Annotated in this window: 22 protein-coding genes and 1 pseudogene; 11 read left to right on the top strand and 12 right to left on the bottom strand. The window is 43.9% G+C overall.

What is annotated here, in order from left to right:
* Window positions 1-23: 23 nt before the first annotated feature.
* Complete coding sequence (locus ACXAH2_RS06410; protein WP_475077343.1) at window positions 24-974, bottom strand: AEC family transporter; 951 nt, start codon at window positions 972-974, stop codon at window positions 24-26.
* Window positions 975-1,099: 125 nt separating this feature from the next.
* Here ACXAH2_RS06410 and ACXAH2_RS06405 point away from each other — a divergent pair, with 125 nt between their 5' ends.
* The 5 genes and pseudogenes from ACXAH2_RS06405 to ACXAH2_RS06385 all read left to right on the top strand — a co-directional run bounded on the left by ACXAH2_RS06405 (window position 1,100) and on the right by ACXAH2_RS06385 (window position 6,086).
* Window positions 1,100-2,308 carry a LysR family transcriptional regulator gene (locus tag ACXAH2_RS06405; RefSeq protein WP_475077342.1) on the top strand — a complete coding sequence of 403 codons (1,209 nt, stop codon included), beginning with the start codon at window positions 1,100-1,102 and terminating at the stop codon, window positions 2,306-2,308.
* A gap of 124 nt (window positions 2,309-2,432) precedes the next feature.
* Window positions 2,433-3,380 (top strand): Gfo/Idh/MocA family oxidoreductase, encoded by a 948-nt coding sequence (locus ACXAH2_RS06400; RefSeq protein ID WP_475077341.1) that lies wholly within the window; start codon window positions 2,433-2,435, stop codon window positions 3,378-3,380.
* A 95-nt stretch (window positions 3,381-3,475) separates the two neighbouring features.
* The gene (locus ACXAH2_RS06395) at window positions 3,476-4,456 is read left to right on the top strand and encodes an aldo/keto reductase (protein WP_475077340.1); all 981 of its coding nucleotides are present in this window, start codon (window positions 3,476-3,478) and stop codon (window positions 4,454-4,456) included.
* A gap of 316 nt (window positions 4,457-4,772) precedes the next feature.
* Window positions 4,773-5,540 (top strand): annotated as a pseudogene (locus ACXAH2_RS06390) (PAS domain-containing protein); the annotation flags it as partial.
* Between the two features lie 105 nt (window positions 5,541-5,645).
* Window positions 5,646-6,086 (top strand): methyl-accepting chemotaxis protein, encoded by a 441-nt coding sequence (locus ACXAH2_RS06385; protein WP_475077546.1) that lies wholly within the window; start codon window positions 5,646-5,648, stop codon window positions 6,084-6,086.
* A 77-nt stretch (window positions 6,087-6,163) separates the two neighbouring features.
* Here ACXAH2_RS06385 and ACXAH2_RS06380 read toward each other — a convergent pair whose 3' ends face one another.
* The 8 genes from ACXAH2_RS06380 to ACXAH2_RS06345 form a co-directional block, all read right to left on the bottom strand.
* On the bottom strand, window positions 6,164-7,015 hold the full coding sequence (locus ACXAH2_RS06380; RefSeq protein WP_475077339.1) for a class III extradiol dioxygenase family protein: 852 nt from the start codon (window positions 7,013-7,015) through the stop codon (window positions 6,164-6,166).
* On the bottom strand, window positions 7,015-7,374 hold the full coding sequence (locus ACXAH2_RS06375; RefSeq protein WP_475077338.1) for a protocatechuate 4,5-dioxygenase subunit alpha: 360 nt from the start codon (window positions 7,372-7,374) through the stop codon (window positions 7,015-7,017). Before ACXAH2_RS06375 ends, ACXAH2_RS06380 begins: the two co-directional genes overlap by 1 nt.
* Window positions 7,375-7,412: 38 nt before the next feature.
* Window positions 7,413-8,288, bottom strand: coding sequence for an amidohydrolase family protein (locus ACXAH2_RS06370; protein ID WP_475077337.1), 876 nt, complete (start codon window positions 8,286-8,288; stop codon window positions 7,413-7,415).
* A gap of 63 nt (window positions 8,289-8,351) precedes the next feature.
* Entirely contained in the window at window positions 8,352-9,431 is a 1,080-nt protein-coding gene (locus ACXAH2_RS06365) for a 4-oxalomesaconate tautomerase (RefSeq protein WP_475077336.1), read from the bottom strand.
* Window positions 9,424-10,101 carry a 4-carboxy-4-hydroxy-2-oxoadipate aldolase/oxaloacetate decarboxylase gene (locus ACXAH2_RS06360; RefSeq protein WP_353666366.1) on the bottom strand — a complete coding sequence of 226 codons (678 nt, stop codon included), beginning with the start codon at window positions 10,099-10,101 and terminating at the stop codon, window positions 9,424-9,426. Before ACXAH2_RS06360 ends, ACXAH2_RS06365 begins: the two co-directional genes overlap by 8 nt.
* Before the next feature lie 10 nt (window positions 10,102-10,111).
* Window positions 10,112-11,119 (bottom strand): amidohydrolase family protein, encoded by a 1,008-nt coding sequence (locus ACXAH2_RS06355; protein ID WP_475077335.1) that lies wholly within the window; start codon window positions 11,117-11,119, stop codon window positions 10,112-10,114.
* A 210-nt stretch (window positions 11,120-11,329) separates the two neighbouring features.
* A complete protein-coding gene (locus tag ACXAH2_RS06350) occupies window positions 11,330-11,812 on the bottom strand; it encodes a redoxin family protein (protein ID WP_475077334.1) in 483 nt (160 codons plus the stop codon).
* 61 nt (window positions 11,813-11,873) lie between these two features.
* Entirely contained in the window at window positions 11,874-13,850 is a 1,977-nt protein-coding gene (locus ACXAH2_RS06345; protein WP_475077333.1) for a methyl-accepting chemotaxis protein, read from the bottom strand.
* A gap of 229 nt (window positions 13,851-14,079) precedes the next feature.
* Here ACXAH2_RS06345 and ACXAH2_RS06340 point away from each other — a divergent pair, with 229 nt between their 5' ends.
* The 3 genes from ACXAH2_RS06340 to ACXAH2_RS06330 all read left to right on the top strand — a co-directional run bounded on the left by ACXAH2_RS06340 (window position 14,080) and on the right by ACXAH2_RS06330 (window position 16,681).
* The gene (locus ACXAH2_RS06340; protein ID WP_475077332.1) at window positions 14,080-15,498 is read left to right on the top strand and encodes an aminotransferase-like domain-containing protein; all 1,419 of its coding nucleotides are present in this window, start codon (window positions 14,080-14,082) and stop codon (window positions 15,496-15,498) included.
* A gap of 207 nt (window positions 15,499-15,705) precedes the next feature.
* A complete protein-coding gene (locus ACXAH2_RS06335; RefSeq protein WP_475077545.1) occupies window positions 15,706-16,116 on the top strand; it encodes an energy transducer TonB in 411 nt (136 codons plus the stop codon).
* Window positions 16,117-16,165: 49 nt separating this feature from the next.
* Window positions 16,166-16,681: a DUF501 domain-containing protein gene (locus ACXAH2_RS06330; RefSeq protein WP_475077331.1), complete on the top strand. Its 516-nt coding sequence runs from the start codon at window positions 16,166-16,168 to the stop codon at window positions 16,679-16,681.
* 65 nt (window positions 16,682-16,746) lie between these two features.
* Here ACXAH2_RS06330 and ACXAH2_RS06325 read toward each other — a convergent pair whose 3' ends face one another.
* Together ACXAH2_RS06325 and glpK are read right to left on the bottom strand one after the other, a co-directional pair.
* On the bottom strand, window positions 16,747-17,043 hold the full coding sequence (locus ACXAH2_RS06325) for a hypothetical protein (RefSeq protein WP_475077330.1): 297 nt from the start codon (window positions 17,041-17,043) through the stop codon (window positions 16,747-16,749).
* A gap of 94 nt (window positions 17,044-17,137) precedes the next feature.
* On the bottom strand, window positions 17,138-18,622 hold the full coding sequence (gene glpK / locus ACXAH2_RS06320) for a glycerol kinase GlpK (RefSeq protein ID WP_475077329.1): 1,485 nt from the start codon (window positions 18,620-18,622) through the stop codon (window positions 17,138-17,140).
* A gap of 152 nt (window positions 18,623-18,774) precedes the next feature.
* Between glpK and ACXAH2_RS06315 the strand changes: the two genes are divergently transcribed.
* The 3 genes from ACXAH2_RS06315 to ACXAH2_RS06305 all read left to right on the top strand — a co-directional run bounded on the left by ACXAH2_RS06315 (window position 18,775) and on the right by ACXAH2_RS06305 (window position 22,092).
* Window positions 18,775-19,548, top strand: coding sequence for a DeoR/GlpR family transcriptional regulator (locus tag ACXAH2_RS06315; RefSeq protein WP_475077328.1), 774 nt, complete (start codon window positions 18,775-18,777; stop codon window positions 19,546-19,548).
* Between the two features lie 177 nt (window positions 19,549-19,725).
* Window positions 19,726-21,210, top strand: coding sequence for a glycerol-3-phosphate dehydrogenase (gene glpD, locus ACXAH2_RS06310; protein ID WP_475077327.1), 1,485 nt, complete (start codon window positions 19,726-19,728; stop codon window positions 21,208-21,210).
* Window positions 21,211-21,321: 111 nt separating this feature from the next.
* Window positions 21,322-22,092, top strand: coding sequence for a TSUP family transporter (locus ACXAH2_RS06305; RefSeq protein ID WP_475077326.1), 771 nt, complete (start codon window positions 21,322-21,324; stop codon window positions 22,090-22,092).
* Here the strand turns inward: ACXAH2_RS06305 and gcvA are convergent.
* Complete coding sequence (gene gcvA, locus ACXAH2_RS06300; RefSeq protein ID WP_475077325.1) at window positions 22,082-23,029, bottom strand: transcriptional regulator GcvA; 948 nt, start codon at window positions 23,027-23,029, stop codon at window positions 22,082-22,084. The genes ACXAH2_RS06305 and gcvA overlap by 11 nt on opposite strands.
* Window positions 23,030-23,182 lie beyond the last annotated feature (153 nt).

Here is a 23,182-nt window from a genome sequence, read left to right as displayed (position 1 = left end):
AAATATCTTACTCTTTATGCGGCTTAACCTGCCGCCATAAAGCGCAACAATAAACTTAATGTTAGGAACGATAATACAGTTGTGAACAATAAGGTGCTAGCACAGAAACTTCGCTGTCCATATTCTCCACAAATAATGGGGTAAGTGCTGAACATTGGCATGGCCGCAAATAAGATAACCGACAATTTAAAACTGTGCGCCATATTGGGTGTGAAATTGAGCAATAACACCACCAACAAGGGAAAGATCAATAATTTCCCCGCTGCAACCAGCAAAATAGGGGGAAACTGACCTTTAATAGACACTCCCACCAAGGCACCGCCAATCACGACCAAAGCCGTAGGCGCGGCTCCCGCTGCCAAAAACTCAAGACCTTGTTGGGCAAAACTTGGCACTGGCAAATTAAATAAGGAAAATACCAAGCCTGCACATAAAGCAATCAGTAAAGGGTTACTAACAATGCGCTTGCTAACCACTCGCCATAAACTCACCGTATGCGTTTGAGAACGCATCTGCTCTCTACCTAACATTGTCTCAATAAATATCAGGCACACAGGCAACAGCACTATGTTTTCAACCATGATTGCCATCACAAAAGCCTGTGTCATTGGCTCATCAAAAAACTGCAGTAATACCGGAAAACCGATAAAAGCACTGTTTGACATGGTCGCTCCGACACCCATTACGCCACTGCGAATCCAGTTCTGACGCAACATTTTTGCGGCAATCAAGACCGTGATAAAAAAGGCACCGATACCGCCTAAGGCATACACCAACATATAGCTTGGATGAAACACCTCCTGTATATCCATCACCGACAAGTTGACAAAAATCAGGGCAGGCAATGCCAGATAAAGTACAAAACGGCTTAAACCAGATAGCGCCTCACTGGCGATTAAACCAAAGCGAACCGCCAAAAAACCAATAAAAATCAATAAAAAAATCGGCGCCGTTATCTCTAACACCACTTCCATAACAACCCGCCTCAATGATTAGAAAAAAATTCGCTTAGATTAAAAATGGCCATTAACATTTAAAATACGTATCTCAGGATTCATTTTTGATATAGTCTCTTAAAAGTATAAAATTTGAGGGTTCTATGGAAGCATCCATTCCAAACTTAAGACACCTCCGCGTGTTTTTGGCAGTGACTGAACTAAAGAGCATCACGCGCGCCTCAGACAGTATCTTTCTGTCACAACCAGCAATTACTCAGGCCATTGCTAAATTAGAATCCTCCCTCGGTACCTTACTGTTTGAGCGTCATTCTGACGGCATGTACCCAACCGCCTCAGGAGAAATTTGGCAAAAACGTGTTAGCCGGGCCATTAATCACATTCATACGGCCACCCAAGACATAGTTAAAGATAACAAAGACACGGCTCCCAAAAACCTAGTCACTCTCATCAGTACCACGCAGTTACGTGCTTTAGTGGCTGTCAGTGAAGCGCAAAACTTCAGTATTGCAAGTCGTAATTTGGCGGTCTCTCAATCTTCCGTACATCGTGCCGCAAGAGACCTAGAACGCTTACTTGGTGTGACGCTTTTTGAAAAAAACAGTCTCGGCACCAGCGCAACTAAAGCCGCACAAGCCTTAGCCAAAGCCACCAAATTAGCCTTCAGCGAATTGCGCCAAGGCATACACGAAATCAACGCCTTACAATATAAAGACGTTAGTACCATTACCATCGGCAGCATGCCATTGGCACGTATGACCATTTTACCCAAGTCGATTTTACGTTTTAATGAACGACACCCAGATGTCAATATCAAAGTGACTGAAGGGCCTTATAGCGACTTACTTCACCATTTACGACAAGGTGATATTGATATAATTTTGGGAGCCTTACGCTATCCAACGCCAGCCGATGATGTGATTCAAGAAGAGCTTTGGTCACCGCCTTTGTCCATTATTGCCCGTAAAGATCACCCTTTACTTCAACATGACCAGATCGACGCCCAACAATTAACTCAATACTCCTGGGTCGTACCCACGGAGGGCACACCGACTCGACAAGCCTTTGAAGATATTTTTGCTGATGCCAAGATTCCTTTGCCGGCACGCTTAGTCGAGTCCAGTTCTCAAATTTTAATCCGTGAATTATTGTTGGAAAGTGATCGCCTAACCCTAATGTCTGCGCATCAAGTTGAGCGCGAAATTAATATTGAATTACTAACTGTCATCCCTTTTCCATTAGAACATACGCGTCGCCCAATCGGCCTATGTGTCCGAAAAAGCTGGCTTCCAACCCTAACACAGTCACATTTTTTAAGCCTACTAAGGGAGATCTCTGAGCAATTACGTTGAGTCTTTTGTATTTAGCATTGCAAAAAACGAATATCATAAGCGCTTTATGGATTACCCCTTATAAAAGTCCAGTGCTAGATTGTCTAGCAAAACAATAAACCTTCTTCCCATTAGGAGTTAACCAATGAGAATTTGTATTGCAGGTGCCTCAGGCGCTTTTGGTATGAAACACATGGACGCCATCGCAGCGATTGAAGGCGCAGAAGTCACTTCCGTTGTGGGAACTAAAATCGATACCATCAAAGCGTTCGCTGAAGAGCGTGGTGTGGCGCACTTCACTACCGACCTTGCCGAAAGCCTCGCACGTGATGATGTGGACGCTGTCATTCTTGCTACACCTACCCAAATGCATGCAGCGCAAACCATTCAATGCCTTGAAGCAGGCAAACATGTGATGTCTGAAATCCCCATGGCAGACAATATTGAAGACGCGCGTAAAGTCGTTGAAGTGAAAAACAAAACAGGGTTAGTAGCCATGGCTGGTCATACCCGTCGCTTTAACCCATCACATCAGTGGATTTATAATAAGGTACAAGCAGGTGAACTCAAGATCCAACAAATGGATGTTCAGACCTACTTTTTCCGCCGCTCCAACAAAAATGCCTTAGGCAAACCTCGTTCTTGGACAGATCATTTGCTATGGCATCATGCTTGTCATACCGTGGACTTGTTCCAATATCAAACAGGCGAGACAGCTACTAAAGTACAAGCCATGCAAGGTCCAATTCATCCTGAATTAGGCATTGCCATGGACATGAGCATTGGTATGAAGGTAGCAAATGGGGCCATTTGTACTTTGTCATTATCATTCAATAATGATGGTCCATTTGGCACCTTCTTCCGTTACATTTGTGATAATGGCACCTATCTTGCGCGTTATGACGATTTATATGACGGCAATGACAATAAGATTGATCTAAGTGGCGTGGCCGTATCCAACAATGGCATTGAATTACAAGATCGTGAATTCATTGCTGCTATTCAAGAAGGTCGTGCACCAAATGCCTGTGTAACCCAAGCCATTGATGCTATGGAAACTTTGCACAAATTAGAGCAATGTCTGGACGACTAATTTGGGGAAGTTCAAATAAGCCCCTTTTAACCAACAGGAAGCCCATGGCTTCCTGTTTTTGTTATTGTTTCATTAACGAGTAACAAGGACATCTTATGTCAAAACATCCACACCTATCCGACCCAAGTATTGGCCTTGGCTGTATGAACTTATCTCATGCTTATGGCTCTCCCGTTCCTCATGAAGAAGCAGTAAAAGCATTACAAGCAGCATTTGATATGGGCTATCGTCATTTTGATACGGCAACGCTATATGGTGGAGGAAAAAACGAACTTTTAGTCGGTGAGGCCTTAAAGGATCATCGTCAAGAATTCTTTCTGGCCAGCAAGTGCGGTATGGCCATGGTAGATGGAAAAAAAACCATTAACGGCCGCCCTGAAAATCTTCGCCAACAATGTGAAGACAGCTTGCAGCGTCTACAAACTGACTACATAGACCTTTACTATTTGCATCGTCTGGACCCAGATGTTGCCATAGAAGAAAGTGTGGGAACACTGGGTGATCTGGTTAAAGAAGGCAAAATTGGCGCCGTCGGCTTATCTGAAGTGTCCGCTGACACAGTAAAGAAAGCACACAGCGAATTTCCCATTACCGCCTTACAGTCTGAATACTCCTTGTGGACACGAAATCCTGAAATCGCGGCGTTAGATGCTTGCAAAGCGTTAGACATCAACCTCGTCGCATTTAGCCCATTGGCGCGCGGTTTTCTAGCAGGCTCTTTGATGGATGCCTCCAAATTAGAAGCAAAGGACATTCGTAACAATATGCCCCGTTTTCAGGCAGATCACTATAAACACAATTTAGCATTACTGGATAATTATCTTTCTTTAGCAAAAGACATAGGCTGTACACCAGCACAGTTGGCATTGGCTTGGCTAAAAGGAAAAGGCAACCATGTTGTCCCCATTCCAGGTACTCGTTCGATACAGCACATGGAAGACAATCTAGCTGCAGGACAGTTAACATTGGATCAACAGCAAATGAGCTTACTGAATGAGATGATCAATCAAAAAAATGTATCAGGCCCTCGCTACAATGCGGCTCAACAGAAAGAAATAGATACTGAAGAATTTTAATCCATCGCCCTGCTCAGTTGCTTATACAAAGAAACTGAGCAAGCTCTTTCCCTCAACTAAATAATAAAAAAAAATCAACTAGTTGAAAAAAATCTGGCATTTTTTTACCCATTTTTTGATTATTTATACATTTCTCTACCTAGCATTTCATTCCCTTACGATTTTAGTACGCGAACATCATATAAATTTTAATTCTGAAAATTTATAGTTTTTTTCAATATGTAGGAATAAACTGACAAACATGTAGTGAAAACTTCATGCAAATATTTCTATTTTTTAGAACATTCGTGTAACGGATTCGGTAGTAAGGATTATTATGTTCTTTAGCAAAGCCAAAAATGAAAAGTTATCGGCAGAGAAAGATGCATTCTCTGAGAATGTGGCCTTTATTTCAGCAATGAACAAATTCTGCGCCACCATCAGTTTTTTTCCTGACGGTACGATTATCGAAGCCAACCAACACTTCCTTAATGCGGTCGGTTATAATCTGGAAGAAGTCAAAGGACAAAAGCATAAGATTTTTTGTCCTGAAGAGGTGGCAAACAGTGTTGAGTATCAGAACTTCTGGCCACAACTTGCCTCCGGAAAATGCCAACAAGGCACCTTTCTCCGCCGTAAAAAAAACGGTGACGACCTTTGGATTGAGGCGACATACTTTCCCATCGAACAAGATGGCAAAATCGTGAAAGTGGTTAAAATTGCCTCCGATATTACCGCAGCAAAACATGAAGCCGACAGCCATAAAGCTGTATACAATGCCATTGACCGTTCCAATGCAACAATTGAATTTGAACCCGACGGGACCATCATTACTGCCAATGATAACTTTTTAAAAACCATGGGGATCAATGCCGTCACAGACATTGAGGGCACACACCACAAACAATTCTGTAAAGAAGAGTTTTATCAGCAACACCCAAACTTCTGGCAAGAATTGGCCAGTGGCGATTTCAAATGCGGTCGCTTTGAGCGCGTCAATAAACAAGGTGAAACAATTTGGTTAGAAGCGACTTATAATCCTATTTTTGATGACAATGGTAAGGTCATCAAGGTATTAAAAGTCGCTGCTAACATTACAGATCAAATTAACCAACAATTGGCGATTCAACATGCTGCCGAAGTAGCGCATTCTACCTCAGTAGAAACCGCACAAGTATCAGAAAATGGTGCACATATTTTACAACGCACAGTGGAAGCCTCGAACCAGATAGTTAGTGATATTGATGCTTCAACAAAACTGATCGAAAGCCTGAGCCATCAATCCGAGGAAATCACTAAGATAGTTAACACCATTGGTTCCATTGCAGATCAAACCAACCTATTGGCTCTAAACGCTGCGATTGAGGCTGCTCGCGCTGGCGAACATGGCCGAGGCTTTGCGGTGGTTGCCGATGAAGTTCGCACCTTAGCGGCAAGCACTAGTACCTCTACAGTAGAAATCGAAACTATGGTCGCGCAGAACAGCGACTTAACTCGTCAAGCCAAAGCCAGTATGAGTAAAGTTAGTGAACGTTCAGGAGAGAGCGCACAACTGGTGGAAGAGGCGGCGGGCATTATCCAAGAAATCCTAGCAGGAGCAGAACACGTAGCAGGAACAGTGAATAAACTACTTGATGGAAACAAAAACTAAATTAGCCAGACTAAACGAAAAACACCATCACACTAATGTTGTGATGGTGTGTTAACTTTGAAAGCGAATCACACTTTTTATGTGCTTGGCATCTCGTGCTCAAGCAATAATACCCCTGCCCCAGTATTGGAAATAGGTGCATGATAATTTCGATGCAATTCGGTCACTTTTCCTCTTAATACGCCACGCATCGCAATCCACATATTGAGTTCAACGGTCTGCGCACCACCAATTTTAACCAAATCGAGATTAGAATATGTGGTCAGCTCTTCAGGCGTATCCACAAGCTTATCCATACACTCAATATCAAACTCTCTATTCAAGGTACCAGCCGCCTCACCATCTAATTGATGAGATAAACCACCCGTGCCAAAAATAGCGACCTTCATATCCGAATCAAAAGACTCAATGGCCTTACCAATTGCTTGTCCTAAAGCATAACAACGCTTAGGTTGTGGCATTGGGTGTTGCTCACAATTGATACAAACCGGAATCACTTTCACATGACCATATTCATTACCTGGCCACATCAAACTAAGAGGCACAGTTAGACCGTGATCAACCTTCATTTCTTGACAAATAGTCATATCAAAACCATCTTCCACTAGACTATTGGCGATATGCCAAGACAACTCAGACTCCCCCGTTACTGGAGGAATGGTCGCTATACCCCAGCCTTCATCTGAATTGTGGTATTCATCCGCCACGCCAATCGCAAAGGTAGGCTTTTTATCAATAAAAAACTCCAAACCGTGATCATTATAGAAAAGTACAATCACATCAGGCTTTTTCTCATTTAGCCACTTACGCACGGGTGGATAACCATCAAAGAAAGGCTTCCAATAAGGTGTTTCTTCCGCTTTATTTGCCATTGCATTGGCAATCGCAGGAATATGAGAGGTTGTTACTGCACCAATAATATTCGCCATTATGCTTCTCCTGAACCACGTTTCACCAACATGGCTTTGAATTCATCAACACTCATTCCCGTTTGAATGGCACCAATATCTTGCATGTTAAGTTTTAGCAGACCGGCAAACTTAGCCACATAATAAATACTGCCACCTTGCTGTAAGAGTCCAATGATGTCTCGCTCATGAATGGCTTTAATCTGTGCTTCTGTTAAGCCAAATTTGGCACAATAAGCATCTGGGTCTTTATTGAACTCGTCACGGGCCGATTGCTCATTAAACGAGTAACACATTTTGTTCAACCCATAGCCTTTCTTTGCCATCTTACCGTCAAACAGATACGTACCTGGGATTTCTTGCGTGTCATTTGCTGCCATAGTCAGCCTCTCTTTATTCTTGTTACGCTTATATTTGCTTAGTCTTGCCAATACAAGCGCATTGGATTATCAACCAGCAAAGCTTGTTGCAACTCTTTTGTAGGTGCGATCTGAGGAATCACATCCACTAGAAGACCATCGTCTGGAACGTGTGTTTTCATATTAGGATGTGGCCAATCCGTTCCCCACAATACACGCTCAGGAAAGGTTTCGACTAAACGATGAGCAAAAGGCACCACATCGCTATAATCCGGTGCTTGCAAGGTCAAACGCTCTGGACAGCTGACCTTACACCATACATTTTCGTTGTCCGCCATGAAATCAATAAAACGTTGGAAGTCAGGATGATCTACCCCTTTCTCGACATCAGGGCGTCCCATATGATCGACCACAATCGTGGTATTGAGCGCTTTTAAAAACGGAATCAAATCTTCAAGATCAGGCGCTTCGAAATACACCACAATGTGCCAACCGAATGAACGTATTTTATCAGCGATGGAAAAGAATACTTCCCGAGGAGTACTATCCACTAAGCGTTTAACAAAATTAAAACGTACCCCTCGCACTCCCGCTGCGTGCATTTTTTCCAGTTCTTCGTGAGTGATTGAATCGTCAACAAAAGCAACGCCTCGTGCCAACTCTCCCGCCGTATCCAAAGCATCCAACAAAGCGGAATTATCGGTACTATGGCAAGATGCCTGTACAATCACATTGCGTGAGAAACCAAGATGATCGCGTAAGGCAAACAATTGGTCTTTTGATGCATCACAAGGTGTGTATTTACGTTTTGGATGATAAGGAAATTTCTCGGCTGGGCCGAACACATGACAGTGCGCATCTACCGCTCCAGCAGGCGCTTGGTATTTGGGCTTGCTTGGGTTTGGATGAAATGGAAGATAATCTTTGTCCATCATAATTCAGTTGCCTTATTGTACTTGTTCAATAATTTGTCTTGCTCATTTTCAAGACCCAGCCTTTTAGGCAGACTTGTTATTAGCGTGAGCAAACACCTGACCATCAAAGAGTTTTCTGGCAGTACGTAAAATCGCCGCCGTCTGCAACTCCCCTTGGGCGTTTTTATCTAAAATCACTGTCATGGCACCAATCGGATGCTCAACGTCTAGGGACAATTGCTCACCGTCAGTGTAATGCGCCACTTCATTTGCTGGAGAACCGGGCAAAATAGCTGCCGTGGCCACACTAACGGCTCCCAAAACGCCAATCGACGCATGACAACGATGAGGAATAAAGGTTCGCGTTGAAATAGCACCGCCATGCATTGGCTTACTGACCATGGTCATTTTGGGAACCGACTTGTCTTTCACGTCGCCTAAATTCATACGCGGACCAAGCTGCAAGCGAATGGATTCCAGCTTAGCTTTTAATGCCTCGTTGGCTTCCAGCTCTTCTCTGGATTCCGTACCTTGAATCCCCATGTCAGCGGCTTTTAACACCACCACTGGCATACCGTTATCGATGCAAGTTACTGATACGCCATCTACTTCATCGACCACATTGCCAGTTGGCAATAAAGCACCACAAGTGGAACCAGCAGTGTCTTGAAAGACAATAGGCACAGGCGCTGAATAACCAGGAACCCCATCGATACGAGCATCCCCTTCGTACTGCACTTGTCCCTCTTTTACTTGCACGCGAGCAACTGCCACTTGTTGTGTATTTTCCATGAAAATACGTACTGAGGTTTCACCCTCTTGAGCTTTCACTAAGCCACGTTCAATGGCAAAAGGTCCAACACCGGCCAAAATATTGCCGCAATTTTGTGCATCAGTCACTACGGCTTGATCAACAAAGACTTGCAAAAACAAGTATTCCACATCCGCATCATCGCGCTGAGCTTTTTTCACAATCGCAACTTTAGAAGCCAGAGGGTCAGCACCGCCAATGCCATCAATTTGCCTGTCATCGGGAGACCCCATCAAACGCAATAAGAGCGCATCTCTCTCAGCTAAGTCACTGGGCAGGTCTGTAGCGAGAAAATATGCCCCCTTAGAGGTACCGCCTCGCATCCACATGCAAGCCATACCTTGACTAGACATACTTAAGCCCTTTCTCTTTCAATCGAGGGCGCATATTGTAAATATCTAAACCCAGCTCACCATTTGCCATACGTACTCGTTTGGCTTCTTCATTGGCCATTCGAGCGCGCGCCAGCTCCAAAACTTCTGCCGCTTTTTCACGACGAACCACGACAACTCCATCATCATCCGCGACGATCACGTCTCCTGCGTGCACGGTTTCATCCGCGCAAACAATCGACACATTGACTGAACCTAGGGTTTCTTTAATAGTGCCTTCAGAGAAAATGGCTTTTGACCAAACGGGAAAGTCCATTTGACGTAAATCTCGCGTATCACGTACGCCGCCATCAATGACCAAACCAACTACTCCGCGAGCCTGTGCCGAGGTAGCTAAAAGGTCACCAAAGAAACCATGATTAGAAGGTGATGTGGGTGCAAAAACCATAACATCACCCGCCTGACACTGTTCTATAGCGACATGCATCATCCAGTTATCACCCGCTGCACCAGAAATGGTAATAGCAGAACCCGCAATGGTTTTATCCATCTGAATCGGACGCATGTAGTGAGCCAACAGGCCAACTCGACCTTGTGACTCATGAATAGTCGCAACGCCGCATTCTGCCAAGCCATCAATCACGGCTTGATCGGCACGCTCAATATGTTGAACTACGATATTTTCTCGCATGATTAACCCCTTATGCTTTCAGACGGCTGAACACGCGACGCGCATTGCCTTCGAAAATTTCTTGTTTTTGTAATGGGCTCAGCGCCGTATTGTTATCAATATAGCGCTTAGTATCATCAAAATAATGACCCGTTTCTGGGTCGATACCACGAACAGCACCAATCATCTCAGAAGCAAATAAGATGTTCTTAGTTGGGATAATATCCAACAGTAAATCAATACCACGCTGATGATAAACACAAGTATCAAAGTAAATGTTATTCAACACACGCTCAGCCAAATCAAACCCTTTATCCTGAGCCAAACCACGGAAACGTCCCCAATGATAAGGCACTGCACCACCACCGTGGGGAATAATGATCTTCAAGTCAGGAAAGTCTTTGAACACATCCGACATCATCAATTGTTGGAAACCCGTAGTATCGGCGCCCAAGTAGTGTGACCCTGTTGTATGGAAACAATCATTACAGGCCGCAGAAACATGCACCATTGCAGGAATGTCGTACTCACACATTTTTTCATAGATAGGATAGAAACAACGATCCGCAAGGGACGCATCTTGCCAATGACCGCCGCTTGGATCAGGATTTAAATTAATACCAATAAAACCCATTTCTTCTACTGTACGGATAATTTCAGGAACCGACTTAGCTGGGTCAACACCAGGGGATTGTGGAAGTTGCGCAACTGGCGCAAAATTGTCAGGAAATAAATCGCAAACACGACGAATCAAGTCGTTTTGGTGTTCTGTCCAGTATTGGCTAGTGTATTCATTACCAATATGATGTCCCATCCAGCTAGCACGCGGAGAAAAAATCGTCAGATCGGTGCCGCGTTCTTGTTGAAGTCGTAACTGGTTATTGATGATGCTCTCACGAATTTCATCATCTGAGACGACAACCTTGCCTTTCTCGCCAACAAATGAAGGATCTTTAGCAACTTGTTGTTTTTGAATGTCTCGGTATTCGCCAACACCTGGCGGCGTTGTCGTATAGTGACCATGGCAATCTATAATCATGTTACAACTCTCTATTCTTATTAACAGTAACAAATGAGATACGATGTCTCTGATTTCATTTTTATATGAGAGAGTATTGATTTACGAGAGGTATTTGGCTATTTCAATTTAGCCAAAAGGGTATTACATTTTGAGATAACGTTTTTTATTTACCATAATCAGCCATAAAAAAAGCCGCAACAAGCGACTTTTTTAAAAAAGGCAAATCCCTTACTGCATCTGGCTTAACACGTATTCAGCAGAGCTAACTTTGTATTCACCAGGTTCGTCAAGCCATAACTCTTGTACTATACCATTACGAACTAACATGGCATAACGACGACTACGTATACCCATTTTTGCCGCCGAAATATCCAACTCTAAGCCCATAGCACAAGTAAATTCAGCCAAACCATCCGCGGCCATTACAAGGTTCTCAGCATTATTTGCTTGCCCCCAAGCATGCATCACAAACACATCATTCACGGACAAGCAGACCACTTCATCGATGCCTTTTTCTTTTAAAGCATCATAATGAACAACAAAACCTGGTAGGTGGCTGGCGCTGCAAGTCGGTGTAAAAGCCCCCGGAACAGCAAACATAAGAACCGTTTTTTCTGCAAAGAATTCGGTTACATCAACCGTCTCAGGACCTTCTTCTCCCATCACCTGAAATGTGCCATAAGGCAACATATCACCAACAAGAATCGACATTCTATTTATCTCCAGTGAGTTAGGTTGCGCTATAGTAACGCAACCTCTCTGCAAAACACCATCATACAATTTTAAATTGACCGAGCAATTCTTTTTGTCGCGTCGCTAATGAGGCCAAACCTTCACTGTCTCGAGCGCTGTTTTCAGCTCCTTGAGAAGCTTCTTCCGACATGCTAGAAATCTCAATAACATTATCACTGATTTCATGAGCAACAGCGGATTGCTGCTCCGCCGCTGTGGCAATTTGTGTACTCAGGTCACGAATTTCTGCCATATTTTTTTGCAATTCCGACAAAGAAGCGCCCACAGAACGTGATTCTTCCACACTGGAAGTCGCATTTTCACGACTTTCTTCCATACTGCTAACGGCCTTTTTAACACCTTGCTGTAACTGGCCAATTACATGTTGAATTTCTTCTGTAGAATTTTGGGTTCGGGTTGCCAGTGTTCGAACCTCGTCAGCCACCACAGCAAACCCTCGTCCCTGCTCACCCGCTCGTGCCGCTTCAATCGCTGCATTTAATGCCAATAAGTTGGTTTGTTCCGCAATGTCTTGGATAACATCCAAAATACTGTCGATGTTTTTCGAGTATTCATTTAACTGATTGACCACACCAGTGGAGTCTTCAATTTGCGCCAAAAGCTGCTCAACCTTACGAATATTCGCGTCCATCTGTGAACGATTCTGCCCCGCTCTTTGGTCAACGGATTGGATTTGATGCAAGATGAATTCAGAGCTCTTCGCCACTTGCTCAACTGTCGAGGCCATTTCAGACATGGATGAAGCGACTTCCGTCGTGCGCTCATTTTGCGCTCCCATTAAACGCTTAGACTCACCAGCGATATGAACATTACGGCTGGCCGATTCTGCTACCTCTGACGAAGATTGATCAATCTCCACCATCACTTTTTGCAATCTTTCCACTAAACCATTTACCCACAAAGACAGTTCACCGAACTCATCTTTGGTTTGTACTCGGCTACGTTGAGTGAAATCACCTTCGGAAATTAAACCCAAGACTCGCATTACCTCTTTCAATGGCGAACGTATACTTCGACTGACCCACAAAGCCACTAGCACAGCAATAGCGATAGAGATAACAAATACAATCACTATAATCATACGCGATACACTGGCTGTACTATTGGCCTCTTGTTTCGCTGCGGCCGCCATAGAGGCTGTTTCATCTAATAGAACCGCAACAGCTTCTTCTATGACCTTCATGCCATCAGACAATTGCTTCGCCAATTGTTCAGATTCCTGAGTTAGACGGGTGTTTTCAAAGTACTTGTTAATCACCCCATCTTCCGATTGCACACTCTTTTCAATTTCATCCAACAAGCCGTTGATGTTATCGTCATTTAAATAGGATTGTTTTTCACGCAGACTGGAAATCACCTTGTTCATGTCTTCACGCAAGCCTTGCATGCTAACAAGGTCGCGCAGATCAAAATAATCGTTTATTGACACTTGCAGGCTTTGCGCCTGGCTGACCATATAAGAAGCAGCAAATTTGACTTCAGAAGTATCACCATCTTCTTGTAGGAAGGCTAAATCTTCAGACGTAAAATTCACAGCGTCTTTTAAATCGAGTTTTTCATCAGGAATAGCGGCTTGAAGATCCAACATGCGCTTGTGATTAGAAAAAGCAATATCTGTGTTCTGCAAGAAAGCATTTACTTGTAAGGTGATGGTATCAAGAGCTTCTTGCATAACCGGTGAACCATCAAGTTCTGCCGCCAAATCCTTGGTTATTTGCTGATAATCAGCTTGCAAAGCTTCAAAACGCTGAGACAAAAGCGTTAACGCATCAGGCGATTTGCTTAGCAAATACTGCAAGACCGTTGCATTGGATAACGCCAAGTCATCCTTCAATTTATTACTATTATTAGTGATACTCGCAACTTTACCTGTCACCACATTTAATCTGTCTTCCACTTTGTTGGTACCAACAAAACCTGACGCGGCTATCATCAATAAGAGTAACAACAACACACCAAATCCAAGTAAAATTCTTTGTATCACGGATAACGACATAATTGTCCTCTAAATCATCTTTTTAATGGCATTTTTCGAATTCGAAGGAAAAAGTTTGACCGAATATTCAAAATCATAACACTTTCTTTACTGGCTTTAACAACATACACATGACAATTAATGGCTTTTTTGGGTACAAGAGTCCGAAAAATTGTCTTTAATTTCCTTCATCTTAATGATCTGTTAGATTTAATCTCTTTTAATCATAGTCAAATAATTACTTGCCATTATGGACCTTCCTCTTTACGAAAAGATTGCTAACCAAATAGAGCAACAAGTCCTCGAAGGGATTTTTTTGCCTGGTGTTAAGATTCCGTCGGTTCGTAAATCCAGTAAACAACTTGAAGTCAGTGTCGCCACGGTTTTACAAGCTTATAGCTTGCTGGAAGATCGCGGTGTCATTAAAGCTCGACCTCAAAAAGGCTACTTCGTCCAAGAAACCAGCCTAAAACCAGATCAAGCTTTGGCTTCACCTCTGCAGCAGACGGAAGAATCCATACAGGCTTTGTTGAATAAGCTATTGCATGTCTCTCAGGATGAAAATATCACCCAATTTGGCGCAGCCATTCCCAAAAGCCATTTCTTACCCATACGGCAATTGCAACGATCTGTTGGCCGTTTAATGCGCCTCGAACCGGAAATCTGTGCGGCTTATGAATTCACACCTGGGTCATTAAGCCTGCGCAGACAAATTGCCATTCGCATGCTCGACAGTGGCTGCCAGTTGCAACCTAACGACATCACCATCACTCTAGGCTGTCAAAATGCCCTAATGCTAGCTTTGCAGGCCGTCACCCAAGCAGGCGATACCATTGTCATTGAAAGTCCTGCCTACCACGGCGTGCTGCAAGCAATAGAAGTCCTTAAGCTCAACGCCATAGAAATTCCTTGTCATGAACTGAGTGGCATTGATTTAGACAAATTGACAGAAACGCAAAAACAATACGATATCAAAGCTTGCGTGGTCACACCGAACAATCAAAATCCAACAGGTGCGACCCTGAACCAACAAGCCCGGAAAACATTAATTAATTTGTCAGAAAAACTGGATTTCATCATCATCGAAGACGATGTATATGGGGAACTCAGTTATCAAGATAAACGAGAACGCTCTCTCAAGGCTGATGATATTTATGAACGTGTGATTTATACCAGTTCGTTTTCGAAAAGCATCGCGCCTGGCTTTCGTATTGGTTGGGTCATAGGAGGTCGTTTCCAAGCTCAAATAGAACATTTAGCCTATGTGCAATCTTTAGCCATCCCAACCTTAACACAAACAGCGATTGCTAATTTCTTGGAAAATGGTGCCTATGATCGCCACTTACGTAAAACCCGTGCGACTTATCAAGAGAACTTAACGCGTTGTCAGACACTCATTGCCGAACATTTTCCCAAAGACACAAGTACCTCTTCTCCCAGAGGAGGCTTTTTATTATGGGTCACATTGCCCAAACAAATTGACAGCATGCAGTTACACACCCAAGCCTTAGCAAAAAATATTGGCATCTTACCTGGCTTAGCATTCAGTCTAAGCGGTCAATACATACATCATTTTCGCTTAAATTATGCTCTAAATTGGGACTACAACACAGATATTGCACTAAAAGAGTTAGGTTTTTTATGCCAGCAACTTATGACGCAAAACTAGGTTCATATCCGCAAATAAATAGGGTAGGATCGACAATGAACGAGTAGTTAATCCGTATATAAGTAGAAGTTATGATTATAGATATACGCATGTTTAAATCCATCTGTACAGGCCGGACAAAAAGCGTACAATTCGCATTCTTTTTAAATACTCAGCCATTATGGCCGTTAACTTGAATATCTGAATGAAAAACTGGCTTTTTTTGTGATGGAATTTGTAGCACATCCGAGAGAACTTCCTTTAGACATTACCCTAATTGAAGATCAGCCTTTTCCAGCGATTTGCGAAAATCGCAATGGTTTTGTCGGTATCACTTACTTGAGTCATAACCCATTTACAAATGGTTGCTCAGTACAAATAACGCTTGAAGAAATTGACCCGAACTTTTGTGTCTCTGGGCGCATTGCGTCGTGCAGCAAAGAGGGAGAGGAATACCGCATCGCCATAGAGTTCCCCACCAAAGAAGAATGTTATTGTGTACGTATGATAGAACAGCTTTCTCAGATTGAACATTATCGACGTCAAGCCAAGAGCCAAGGTCGACGCCTAAACTACAATGAAGCCGCTGCCGAATGGATTCAGAAATTTGCCGCTAGCTTCCCTGCATTTACCGTCTAAAATTAGACTTTCATTTTCACAACAAATACTTTTCAAAACGAATCTCATTATGACAGCAACCCTTTCCCAAGGTGATCTTGAAATCATCACCGCACAACTTGGTCGTACTCCTAGTGGCATTAATGCTATCGCGCACTATTCACCCAAAGGTACGCCACAAGTATTAGAGATGGAAACTTGGGTATTTGACCAACCTTTTCCAACCTTGTACTGGTTATCTAGCAAAGCCATCGACAAGGCGCTGGCTAAGATCGAAAGCCAAGGGGTAGTAAAAACATTAGAACAACGCATCAAAGAAGACCCAGAATTACGCCAAGCACATCATGCATCACATCAAGATTATGTGAATAAACGCTGGCAAGTAATGAGCGATGAGCACAAGAGCATCATCGAAGAGAAGGGGTTCAAGCCACTATTCGAAAAATTGGGAATCGGCGGCATTGCGAATTGGGATCAAGTACGTTGTTTACACATGCATTATGCACATCATTTAGTTGGTGATAATGTGATTGGCCGCATTTTGGACGAAGAATACAAGATTCGCCAAGTGGCAGACGCGGAATAATGTCGCTAACAAACAAAAAAGAGGCTCTGCTGTTTCCAGCAAAGCCCCTTTTTTAGTGAATCAAATTACTGTGCCGCAGCGACTTGCAGTTTCTTTTTCAGTTCTTCAGGGGTTTTCACCGTAGGTAAAATAACACGGATACGATTGAACGCATTTTTCGCCACTTCGGCACGCTGCGCATAAGTCGTTAACGCGCCACCCGTCCAACCAGCAAGTTTGACCATCTCATTTTTAAAGTTATTTCCTGCCACTCCGTGACCACCTAACTCCATAAGTGCATCTTCAATTAACAAGTAGCTAGGACGTTCCCCGCCGAACTTCATAAAATCATCCTGTTGCACTTCAGCAAACTGCTTTGACATCACTCCAACCTTCATTTGTACTTACGATACATTTAAATTAGCCAGAATTATAAATTGGCACAAGTCAACTCGTGTAGCAAAACGTAAATCTTTACTATGAATTAGTACGAGTTCGGTCAACCGCTTTCTGCCACCCCGAGTAAAGTGCATTACTAGAGACTTTATCCATTTTCGGTTGAAAAAGTTTATCAGCCACCCATAAGTCCGCAATATCCTCTAAGGAATGATACATTCCCACTTTAAGACCTGCTAAGAAAGCCACCCCAAGAGCCGTTGTTTCCGTCACTTTGGGTCGTTCAACTTTAACCTCTAACAAATCGCTCAAAAACTGCACCATAATGTCGTTCACAACCATACCGCCGTCGACGCGCAAGGTGCGAAACTTCGCGCCATCTTGTGCCATGGCCTCAACAAGATCTCGTGTCTGGTAACAAACCGAGCGCAAGCCTGCGCTAACAATGTCTTCAACACTGGTATCGCGAGTCAAACCAATCATAGCGCCACGGGCATCTGGATCCCAATAAGGCGCACCCAGCCCAGTAAAAGCAGGCACCAGATAAACCGAGTCGGCATTCAAGGCTTTTTGCGCCAAACCTTGCGTCTCTTTGGCATCGCCGAAGAGTTTAAGGCCATCACGCAGCCATTGAATTGCCGCACCAGCAACAAAGATGCTGCCCTCTAACGCATAGGTCACTTTTCCATCGAGACGATAACCCACTGTGGTCAGCAATTTATTCTCTGACTGTAATGCTTTGTCCCCTGTGTTCAAAATCATAAAGCAACCCGTTCCATAAGTGCTTTTCACCATACCGGGTACAAAACAAGCTTGTCCCACTAAAGCCGCTTGCTGATCCCCGGCGATACCATTTACTGGAATCTCAGCACCAAGCCAAGACGCATCAATCACACCAAAATCAGCGCTGCAATCCATGACTTCAGGAAACAACACATCGCCAATTTCAAACAGCTCAATTAATTCTTGATCCCACTCTTGTTGATGAATATTAAACGCCATGGTTCGCGCAGCATTAGTCGCATCCGTTTTATGAGATTGTCCTTTGGTTAGCTGCCACAATAAATAACTGTCCACTGTACCGAAAGCCAATTCACCCGCTTGTGCCTTCTGCTTAGCCCCTTCCACATTTTCCAATATCCAACGGATTTTGGTGGCTGAAAAATAAGAGTCGATCAATAAGCCCGTTTTGTCTTGTACCTTTTGCGCCCAACCCTGTTCTACCAAAGATTGACAATAAGCACTGGTGCGACGATCTTGCCACACAATCGCATTGTAAACTGGCTTGCCTGTTTTGATATCCCACAATAGGGTGGTTTCGCGTTGGTTGGTAATACCTACGCTGATAATATCTTGAGCTGAAATAGCGCTTTCATTAAGCACAGTTTGGCACACTGACAATGTCGAAGACCAAATGTCATCGGGGTTATGCTCTACCCAGCCGTCATTGGGAAAGATTTGCGGGAACTCTTGCTGCGACTGAGCGATGCGGTTTCCGCTTTCATCGAATATAATAGCGCGTGAACTTGTCGTACCTTGGTCAATAGCAAGAATATAGTGGGCCATGATGCATTCTCTTTGAGTTCGTAGTCACTTTAACGAGCGACTTATTTGTTGTTTTGTTTTTTGAACATTAATATTCAAATTCGAATATTCTATATTAAAAACCAATGGGGACGCCTTTAGCAAGGGTTACCTTTTGAGGAGTTGAAAACGCTATGGGGCAGCTTTCTCGCCAAGACAAAATCGTCGCTTTAGTTAAAGAACAGGGTTATATCTCTATTGAAGAACTGGCCAGTCAATTTGCCGTGACACCACAAACCATACGTCGCGATATTAATGAATTAGCCAAAGCCGGTCAGCTTCGCCGTCACCATGGCGGCGCCAGCTTCGAATCCAGCACCACCAATGTGGCCTACGCTACACGGCAAATTCTGCAGCACGAAGCGAAAGAACAAATAGCCAAACACATTGCAGCCGAAATACCCAACAATGCCTCCTTGTTCATCAATATCGGCACCACCACCGAAACCGTAGCACGCGCCCTGTTAAATCACCAAGGCTTGCAAGTCATCACTAACAACTTGAACGTTGCCACGATTTTGAGTAGCAAGGAAGACTTTAATGTCATCATAGCTGGCGGCACAGTGCGTTCCCGTGATGGCGGTGTCATGGGAGAAGCGACCATAGACTTCATCAATCAATTCCGAGTGGATTATGGCATAGTCGGCATCAGTGGCATTGACCCTTTGGATGGCTCGTTACTGGATTACGATTATCAAGAAGTGCGAGTCGCACAAAGCATTATTTCCAATTCCAGAAATGTGTTCTTGGCCGCCGACAGCGCCAAGTTTGGTCGCAATGCAGTAGTGCGTTTAGGCAATATCACGCAAGTCGATCGCTTATTTACCGATGCACAACCACCAAAAGCGATTCTCAAGCTAATGAAAGAACACAAAGTTCGATTGGAACTTTGCCCTGCTAAACACTAGTGTGACCACTAGCGGAATACCCCGCCCCCTTTATTGGTTTACTTTATGCCTCTATGAAGAGGCATGCAGTCATGAAAACTTCACATTCATACCCTTGATATCCCCACCTAACAGGTTTACTATCGAAAACAAATGTTCGTTTTCGAACATAATTAATTTTCGATTTTGAGGCTCAGTATGATTCGAACACATTTTGATCTCTTCGTTGTAGGCGGTGGCATTAACGGAACCGGCATCGCAGCTGATGCGGCTGGCCGTAGCTTAAAAGTTGGGTTATGCGAAATGGGTGACCTTGCAAACGCCACCTCTTCATCAAGCAGTAAGCTAATACATGGCGGCTTACGCTACCTAGAGCATTATGAATTTCGTCTGGTTAAAGAAGCCTTAAATGAGCGTGAAGTACTACTGAAAGTCGCGCCACATTTGGTCACTCCAATGCGTTTTCAGATGCCACACCGTCCGCACTTGCGACCAGCATGGTTGATTCGTATCGGTATGTTCCTGTACGACACCTTAGGAAAACGCGAAACACTTCCAGGCTCCAAGCGCATTAAATACGGCACTGATAGCCCACTAAAGGATGACATTTCACAAGGGTTTGAATACTCAGACTGTTGGGTCGACGATGCTCGCCTCGTTGTGACCAACGCATTGAGCGCTCAACAAAATGGAGCTGCAATTTATGCGCGCACTCGCTGTACTTCTGCCAAACGCATTGATGGCAAGTGGCACATCCATTTGGAGGACTTACTCAGTAAAGAAACCTTTGAAGTAACTGCTGATGGCTTAGTCAATGCAGCAGGACCTTGGGTATCCTCCTTCATTGAAAGCAAGGTGGAACGCAAAGCTCCTTATGGTATTCGTATGATCAAGGGCAGCCATATAGTCGTACCTAAGCTCTACCAACACACTAATGCTTTTATCATGCAGAACACGGATAAGCGCATTGTGTTCGCTATTCCATACCGTGAAGACTACACACTGCTTGGCACCACGGACGTTGAATACAAAGGCGATCCTAAACAAGTAGCCATCTCGGAAGAAGAAACCAACTACATACTGCAGGTGGCCAACGATCACTTCAAACAAAGCTTAACACCAAAAGACGTGGTGTGGAGCTACTCAGGTGTGCGTCCGTTATTAGAGGACGAATCTTCCGATCCTTCTGCAGTAACCCGTGATTACACATTGCATCTTGATGATGATTTGGGTGCGCCATTGCTGAGTATCTTCGGCGGTAAAATCACCACTTATCGTAAACTGGCCTTGTCAGCGATGAAAAAACTAGCCCCTTTCTACCTGCAAATGGGCAAGGAATGGACACACAGCAAACCGCTTCCAGGCGGTGAGTTGGGGATGTCATTGGACGCTTATGCAATGCAGCTACAACAGGATTATCCTTTTATTAGCACACATTTAGCGCAGCGATTCGCTAACAGTTATGGCAGTCGCACGCAATTGATTCTCAGCAACCTAGATTCCGTTGCGGCATTGGGCAAAGATTTCGGTAACGAGTTGTATCAAGCTGAAGTGGATTATCTGATTAAACAAGAATGGGCTCGTAGCGCAGAAGACATTCTATGGCGCCGAACCAAACTGGGTTTGGAATTCACTGATGGCCAAGTCACGACTCTAGAAGAGTACGTTCAATCTAAGCATTAATCCGCGACGTCTTCTGTACCTTTGCCCACCTAATCGGTTGTTTAGGTGGGCTTTTTTTGCTTTACTAGCGGCCTCTTTATTTCTTTATCGCTAAGCATGGAAACTCGCCATATGGATCTCACCTTATTCGACCTATCAATTTGGATCTATATGGCTTTGTTTGCGACTGCCTTTATTGCAGGTCTTATTGATGCCATTGCAGGTGGTGGTGGTTTGATCACTTTGCCGGTTTTATTAGCCGCTGGACTATCTCCCGCTCAAGCACTTGCCACCAACAAGCTGCAAGGTTGTGCTGGTACGTTATCCGCTTCTTATCACTTTATTAAGAAAGGTCAGGTGGATCTGAAACAGATGCTACCCGCCATCTTAATGACAGCCATCGGTGCCATGTTAGGCACTTTATTGGTTGCTTACCTAGACAACAGCTTGCTGCTCAAAGCTGTGCCCATTATCTTAATCGCCGTCGCGGTTTTCTTTTTCTTCTTACCCAAAGTTCAGCCTTATCTAGCCAGTAAATTTTCTCTAAGCCATTTACAATTTGCCATTATTATTGGCACCAGCATAGGTTTTTATGACGGCTTGATTGGCCCCGGAACAGGCGCTTTTTTCTCTACTGCTTATCTGTGCTTAATGGGCCTAACCCTCGTATCGGCGACGGCCCATACCAAAATTCTTAATGCCACCAGCAATGTATCCTCTTTGCTGGTATTTGCTTTCAGTGGTCATATTATGTGGACACTGGGCCTTGTGATGGGCATTGGGCAATGGCTGGGAGCTCAAATTGGTTCACGCTTAGTGATTACCAAAGGCGCTAAACTGATTCGTCCAATGGTCATCATTATGTGTTTGGCCATCTCCATTAAATTACTCTTTAGCCAATAGCCGACAAATCTTCCGGTTTGGTTAAAGTATCTTCTGGCGAGTAGCGATAGCACTCCGCCACCAGCCAAGTCAGTAATTGTTGGACAGGCTCTCTTTGATACTGTGCTTCTGGACACGCAAAAACATAGGCGTGTTTTTCATCCAACACATAGTCAAAAGGCTTCACTAATCGGCCATGCTGAATATCGTCCATCACCAATGGCGTTCTGCCTAAGGCGACGCCCTGCCCCGCAATCGCCGCTTGCACAGCAAGGTCACCACGGTTAAAGCTGATACCACGGGATGGTTTCACCCCTTTGGCATTGGCCAATTGCAACCATCTTTCCCATTCCGCATAAGGACTTGAAAAGCGCCATTCCGAATCGTCATTGAGTAAGGGCACACTGGCTAATTGGTCGACATGCGTTAAGCCTCGTTGTTGCAAAAAAGCGGGACTGCAAACAGGGAAAACCTGATCCTTCATCAATGGCACTAAGTGACTTTTAGCCTTATGCACGTGGCTGTGAACGATGGCCACATCGATTTGATCGCGCTGAAAACTGACTTCCCTATCATTGGCTTGGATACGTAATTGCAAATCTGGGTAGGTTTCTTGCAGACTACCAAGGCGAGGGATTAACCATTTGGTGGCAAAAGACGGCATCACCGAAACTGATAAGATATTGGAGCTTTCCTCTTGCTGTAAATCACTGATTAAGCCACTGATTTCATTGAAACTGTGATTTAATTGTACCGCCAATCGTGCTCCTGCCACCGTCAATTCCAAGCGCTTGTGATGACGGGTAAACAAGCTAAATTTTAAACGCTCTTCTAACTGACGGATTTGTTGACTCACAGCACCTTGAGTTAAATGCAACTCTTGTGCGGCTTTAGTAAAACTCAAGTGACGGGCTGCTACAGAAAAAGTATTTAACCCTGTCAAAGGAATCGACTTCATAACACACTGCCTAGAACGAAAAATAAAAAGTGTAGCAAAAATCAGCCATTTCTTGCATTAATATAGCTAATGCAAAAGCCTAAATTTTATCGTTTGTCAGCTCACTGAGTTTGTCTAAAATTAGCAACATAACTTTAGATTCACCAATAATCT

The sequence above is a fragment of the Marinomonas sp. ABL3_031 genome (genome assembly GCF_056161265.1).
This window is presented reverse-complemented; position numbering and strand designations above follow the sequence as displayed.